Source organism: Georgenia sp. 311, assembly GCF_006151955.1.
Taxonomy (GTDB): domain Bacteria; phylum Actinomycetota; class Actinomycetes; order Actinomycetales; family Actinomycetaceae; genus Oceanitalea; species Oceanitalea wutianyii.
Genome location: NZ_VDFS01000047.1, coordinates 18,146 through 19,980 on the forward strand (window position 1 = coordinate 18,146; position 1,835 = coordinate 19,980).

The window sequence follows — 1,835 nt, forward strand, 5'->3', positions numbered from 1 at the left end:
AGCGCGGACTCGACGGTGTCGGACGTGACGACCTGCGGGGCCAGGAGGTAGGCCGGCACGACCTTCACGCCGTTGTCGTAGGTCTCGGTGTCGTTGACCTCGACCTCCTCACCGGAGGTGATCTGGTCGATCATCGTGGCGACCTGGTCACCGAGGCTGCGGGTGTCCTTCCAGACCGTCATCGACTGCATGCCCTCGAGCATGTTCTTGACGTTGGCGAGGTCCGCGTCCTGGCCGGTGACGATCGGCCAGTTCTCCCCCGGCGTGTAGCCGGCGGCGTCGAGGGCCTGCTCGATGCCCAGGGCGAGCGAGTCGTTCGGGGACAGGACGACGTCGACCTCGTCGTTGGCGTAGAAGGAGTTGAGCCGGTTCTCCATCTCGGACTGGGCCGTCTGCGAGCTCCAGCCCTGGATGCCGATGGAGGTCCACTCGTCGTTGGTCGCCGGCGCCTTGCCGGAGGGCACGACCAGCTGCCCGGACTCGATGTACGGGCTGAGCACGTCCCAGGCCCCGGAGAAGAAGAACGCCGCGTTGTTGTCGTCCGGCGAGCCGGCGAACGGCTCGAGGTTGAACGGGCCCGCCTCGCCGTCCTCCAGGCCGAGCTGCTCGACGATGTACTCGCCCTGGAGCTGGCCGACCTCGTAGTTGTCGAAGGTCGCGTAGTAGTCGACGTTCTCGCTGCCGTTGATGAGGCGGTCGTAGGCGATGACGGTGGTGCCGGCTGCCTCGGCCTGCTCGAGCACCGGCCCGAGGGCGGTGCCGTCGATCGAGGCGACGACGAGGATGTCGGCGCCCTGGTTGATCATGTTCTGCAGCTGGGTGATCTGCTGGTCGACCTCGTTGTCCGCGTACTGCAGGGAGGTCTCGTAGCCGCGCTCCTTGAGCAGCGACTCGAGGTGGGTGCCGTCGTTGTTCCAGCGCTCGAGGGAGCGGGTGGGCATGGCGATGCCGATCAGCTCACCACCACCCTCGGCCTGCTCGGTCGAGCCGCCGGCAGTGTCGCCCTCGTTCTCGGGGGTTCGCTCGGAGGAGCAGGCGGCGCTCGTGAGCACGAGCGCGAAGCCTGCGAGAGCGGCGGCCACCCTGGTGGTTCTGGTCGACATGGAGCATGCCCTTCTCGTTGGAGTCGTCAGTGTCTCCGCCCTCTCGACCTCGTCCCGGTCGCTGAGGGTGGGGGGCTGGGCCGCGACGCGACCCGCTTTGTTGTGTGGAACAACTTACCCCGCCGCCGATCCGGACGTTGCCCAGACGTCCCACGTCATCCTCCTTGAGGAGGAGTAGAATTCGGCGCCTCTTGCCCGGGCCGACGTCGCCGCGGCGGGGTGGACGGGTCAGTCGATGACGTGGACGGAGGTCGCCTCGTCCGGCGGGCGCTGCCGCTCGACGCCGACGGTCACCTGGGTGAGCAGTGCGGCGACGGCCCCGACGGCGACGAGCACCGGCGCGGCGACAGCCGCGACCGCAGTCACCGCGACACCCGCGGTGAGGGGAATCTCCAGCAGCGTCTCCCCCGCCTCGTTCTTGATGAACACGCGGCGCACGTTGCCCTCTCGGACCAGCTCGCGGACCTTCGTCACCAGGTTGTCCCCGGAGACCTTGAACTCCTCGTACCACGTCCTGCTGTCGCCGGACTCGCTCATCGCTACCCCCTGCTTCGACTGGTGGGGCCAGGATGACAGACACCCCCGACACCGGGACCCCGTTTGCCCGTCCACGTCCCGGGACTTCCCAGGACGAGCCGGCAGCGGACCGCGTACGCCGCGAACGGACGCCGCGCACCCTCCCTGCGCCGAGAGCTGGATCGTGCACCGTGCACGATCCAGCTCTCGGCGGGA

Annotated in this window: 2 protein-coding genes; both read right to left on the reverse strand. The window is 68.6% G+C overall.

The window, feature by feature from the left end; translation table 11 throughout:
• A partial coding sequence (gene chvE, locus FHE66_RS10345) for a multiple monosaccharide ABC transporter substrate-binding protein (protein WP_139072886.1) occupies positions 1-1,103 on the reverse strand: 1,103 nt, incomplete at its 3' end.
• Between the two features lie 228 nt (positions 1,104-1,331).
• Positions 1,332-1,640: a DUF4342 domain-containing protein gene (locus FHE66_RS10350; RefSeq protein WP_139072884.1), complete on the reverse strand. Its 309-nt coding sequence runs from the start codon at positions 1,638-1,640 to the stop codon at positions 1,332-1,334.
• Positions 1,641-1,835: the final 195 nt, after the last annotated feature.

Bases quoted from the DNA above. Each gene is read 5' to 3' on its own strand.
- FHE66_RS10350 (WP_139072884.1), bottom strand. From the start codon at position 1,640: ATGAGCGAGTCCGGCGACAGCAGGACGTGGTACGAGGAGTTCAAGGTC.